Genomic DNA, 3,741 nt, shown 5'->3' with positions numbered 1-3,741 from the left:
CATCCAGCGCGGCGCCACCTGTACGGTCGCCGCCGTGGGCGAACTCGTTGACCAGCGCAAGGCCAGCCGCCTGCGCAGCCTGCTGGAAGCCTCGCTGTGGGTGGCCGGCGGACTGCTGTTGTTGCGCTTGCTGCCTCTTCCCCAACCAATCCTGCCCGCGCCCTTTGCACTGACCGTTTGGACGTTGCTGGGCGCCGCCCTGCTGGGCCTGGGCGCCTTCGTCAACCAGGCCTGCGTCTTCGGCGCCATCGCGCGGCTGGGCAATGGCGAGTGGGCCTATCTGGCAACGCCGCTGGGCTTCTATGTCGGCTGCGCCAGCGTGGATGGCCTGTTCGCCGCGGTCCGGCCGCAACCGCTGCCGGCCGGATCACCGCTGTGGGTGGCACCCGCCGCGCTGGGGCTGGTGTTTGCCGCCTTTTCGTTGTGGCGCGCCTTCGTGCGCAGGCGCCAGCCGTGGTGGACGCCGCACACGGCCACTGTCTCCATCGGCCTGAGCTTTCTGGCACTGCTGCTGCTCGAAGGCGCCTGGGCCTACACCGACGCGCTGGCCGAGCTGGCCCACGGCATGACCATGCGCAGCGCCGCGCGACTCACCCTCTTCGCCTGCCTGCTGGCCGGCGCCATCTTCGGCGGCTGGCACGCCGGGCTGTTGAAGGCCCGCCCGCCGAGCGCGGCCGGCCTGGTGCGTTGCCTGATCGGCGGCCTGCTGATGGGCTGGGGCAGCCTGCTGATCCCCGGTGGCAATGACGGCCTCATCCTGCTCGGCCTGCCTCTGCTGTGGCCCTACGCCTGGATGGCCTTCGCGACGATGTGCGCCGTCATCGCGCTGGCCCAATGGGCTAGCCGGTCCAGACGAGGCTGAGCTGCAGGCGGCGCAGCGCCGTGTGCGGCTGGCGGGCCGACTGCAGCGGTACGCCCTGCAGCGTGACGGGGCGCTCATCGCCGGCGTCCAGCGTCAGGCGTTCAGCCGTCAAGGCCCAGCGCCATCCCGGCAGGAGGGCGTCGCCCACGCTGGCCCGCCAGGCACGGGCACTGCCCAGAGGCAGCTCGGCTGGGTCGCGCCCCGGCAGTTGCACGCGGTTGTGGCCATGGGGGCCACCACCGGCTTCGATGCCCATCCGCCAGCCCGATTCGCTGTTGGCCTGCAGGCCCAGCAGCAGCAGACCCTGGCGATAGCGCTCGGGATAGCCGCTGACGCTGCCGGCGTCGCGCAGGCGCCGGCGCCACTGCCAGAATTCGGCGGCGGCCAGGGCTTGCCCCTGCCAGCCGGCGATCAGCGGCTGTGGCGCCAGGCCCCCCTCGATGCGAATGAAGTCATGGGCGACATCGCTGCGCGTCTGCACCTCATTGCCCTGGTTGCTGAAGCCTCGGTAGTCGCGCGCTCCGCGCAACACGCCAACCCGCAAGGCCGCCGTGGCCGAGCCCGGCGGCGCCCAGCGCCAGGTGGCGGCCAGGCCGCTCAGCCGACCGTCTTCGGTCAGCAGGCGGCGGCCGTCGCTGGCGGTTTCACGCCATTGCTGCCATTCCTGCTGGCCCGCCAGCTCGGCCTGCCACGGCGAATCGGCCCGCGCGGCCGGCGCCAGCAGCCCTGCGAGCAGGGCCAGTGTGACGGCGCCCCTCACTCCAGCTCGGTCCAGGTCTTCAGCATCTGCGTCTCGTAGTTGCCGTCGCCCTCGGCATCCAGTTCCAGCCGAGCCTGGCTGCCATTCACGGCGGAGATGCGCAATGTCGAACTCGCATGGCCCTTGACCATCAGCTGGCCGCTGCTCGGGTAGGCGCTGTCGCCGACGATGATGAGGGGCTGGGGTGTCGTGATCAGCACCTGCTTGTTGTCCAAACTGCTGCTGGCCAGGCTGCTGTTGTAGCTGATGCTCGTGCGCAGGCTGCCGCTGATGGGCTCGATGCGCAGCGCCAGCTTGGTGTCCGTCAGCGTCATCGTGAAATTCTGGCCGCCAGCGCGGCCACTCAGCACGAGGCGGCTGGTGGCCAGCGTCACCTCGCCCACGCCGGCAGGGGTCTGGCCGACCGTCAATGTGATCGTGCCGTCGCCCTGGGCCATGTCGCTGCCTGTCGTGACGCCGAAGGCTGTCAGCGTCATCGCCAGCGTCGCGCTGTAGTTGTTGCTGTCGTAGACGCCAGCGAGGGCCTGCACGCTCAGCGCGATGCGGCCCTGCATGACGTCGCCGCCCTCCTTGCAGGATTGCGCGTCGATGGTGAGGCTGTCGCCGAGGTCGAAGTTGCCGTTGTTGTTGCTGTCGTTGACGCTCACCAACAGGCTGCCGCCCTGGCTGCAGGGCACGGTCTCGCGCACCTCGGCGCCGGCCAGCAAGGCCTGGCGCCCGCTGGCCACACGCATGGCGCGGCGCGCCGTGTCGACGGCATGGTGCAGCAGGCGCGGGTCGCCACCCGTCTCAGCGCCGGTGAACACGCCGCTGGTGTCATTGAGGAAAAAGGCGCTGGACACGGTGGACTGGCCCACCACCTGGTAGTTGCTCGCGCTGATGCCGAGCATGGTGGACTCGGTCGGCGTGGGGCCGCTTGGCGCGCCGCCAGAGCCACCACCGCCGCAGGCGGCGAGGCCGAACAGGCAGGCGAGGACGGTGGCCGACAGGCCGATGCGACGTTTGGACATTTTTTGGACTCCCTGGTAACGCCCGGATCGCACGCAGGGCGACCGTGACAACCGAGGTTTTACCTCAGGCCGGCAGCAGGCCTCTGTCCTTCAGCATCGGTTCGACAACAGGATCGCGACCGCGGAAGGCGCGGAAGGCCTCGCCCGGCTCGCGGCTGTTGCCAGTCGAATAGATGCACTCGCGCAGCCGCGCAGCGACCGCCGCATCGAACACATTGCCGGCCTCGACGAAGGCGTCGAAGGCGTCGCAGTCCAGCACCTCCGCCCACAGGTAGACGTAGTAGCCCGCCGCATAGCCAGCGCTGCTGAACAAGTGCTGGAAGTGCGTCAATCGGTGATTGAGGCCGACCTCGCTGGGCAGCTGCCACTTTTCGAGCGTTTCGCGCTCGAATGCAACCACGTCATCAGGTGCTGCCGGCAGCGCGTGCGCGGCCATGTCGACGAGGGCGCTGGCCGTGTAGCGCAGCGTCTCGTAGCCCTGGCCGAACTGGCGCGCGGCCTGCAGCTTGGCCAGCAGCGCATCGGGCAGCGGCTCGTCGGTCTGCCAGTGACGGGCGAAGGTCTTCAGCACCTGGGGCTCGGCCATCCAGTGCTCGTAGAGCTGGGAGGGCAGCTCGACAAAGTCGCGCAGCACCTGAGTGCCCGCCAGGCGCTCATGCTCGACGCTGGACAGCAGGCCGTGCAGGCCGTGGCCAAATTCGTGGAAGAGCGTGCGCACATCGTCGAAGCTCAGCAGCGTGGGCTCGCCAGCGGCGCCGCGGGCGAAGTTGTTGTTGTTCAGGATGACCGGCGTCGCACCCAGCGCGCGGCTCTGGTTGCGCATCGCGTTCATCCAGGCGCCGCTGCGCTTGGTCGGGCGGGCGAAGTTGTCCTGCAGGAAAAGGCCGCGCAGACTGCCGTCGGCGTTGAAGACCTCATAGGCGCGCACGTCGGCGTGGTAGCCGGCGAGGTCGGGCCGGGCCTTGAATTGCAGGCCGAACAGGYGGCTGGCGCAGTCGAACATCGCCGCCACCATGCGCTCCAGCGAGAAGTAGGGCTTGACCTCGGCCTCGTCCAGCTCGAAGCGGGCGCGCCTGGCCTGCTCGGCGTAGAAGCGCCAATCCCAGGGC

4 protein-coding genes are annotated in these 3,741 nt (G+C 69.7%); 1 reads left to right on the top strand and 3 read right to left on the bottom strand.

All coding sequences use genetic code 11. The annotated features are described in order from the left end of the window. Positions 1–862: YeeE/YedE thiosulfate transporter family protein (locus AC1DU6_RS23255; RefSeq protein ID WP_477859932.1), on the top strand; the 862-nt coding region annotated here is incomplete at its 5' end. Here the strand turns inward: AC1DU6_RS23255 and AC1DU6_RS23250 are convergent. The 3 genes from AC1DU6_RS23250 to AC1DU6_RS23240 form a co-directional block, all read right to left on the bottom strand. After that, positions 840–1,622 (bottom strand): hypothetical protein, encoded by a 783-nt coding sequence (locus AC1DU6_RS23250; RefSeq protein ID WP_457325019.1) that lies wholly within the window; start codon positions 1,620–1,622, stop codon positions 840–842. The two genes, AC1DU6_RS23255 and AC1DU6_RS23250, sit on opposite strands and share 23 nt — an antisense overlap. Next, complete coding sequence (locus tag AC1DU6_RS23245) at positions 1,619–2,632, bottom strand: hypothetical protein (protein WP_457325020.1); 1,014 nt, start codon at positions 2,630–2,632, stop codon at positions 1,619–1,621. Before AC1DU6_RS23245 ends, AC1DU6_RS23250 begins: the two co-directional genes overlap by 4 nt. A gap of 64 nt (positions 2,633–2,696) precedes the next feature. Then, positions 2,697–3,741: M3 family metallopeptidase (locus AC1DU6_RS23240; RefSeq protein WP_477859929.1), on the bottom strand; the 1,045-nt coding region annotated here is incomplete at its 5' end.

The organism is Roseateles sp. P5_B10 (assembly GCF_056400485.1).
This window is presented reverse-complemented; position numbering and strand designations above follow the sequence as displayed.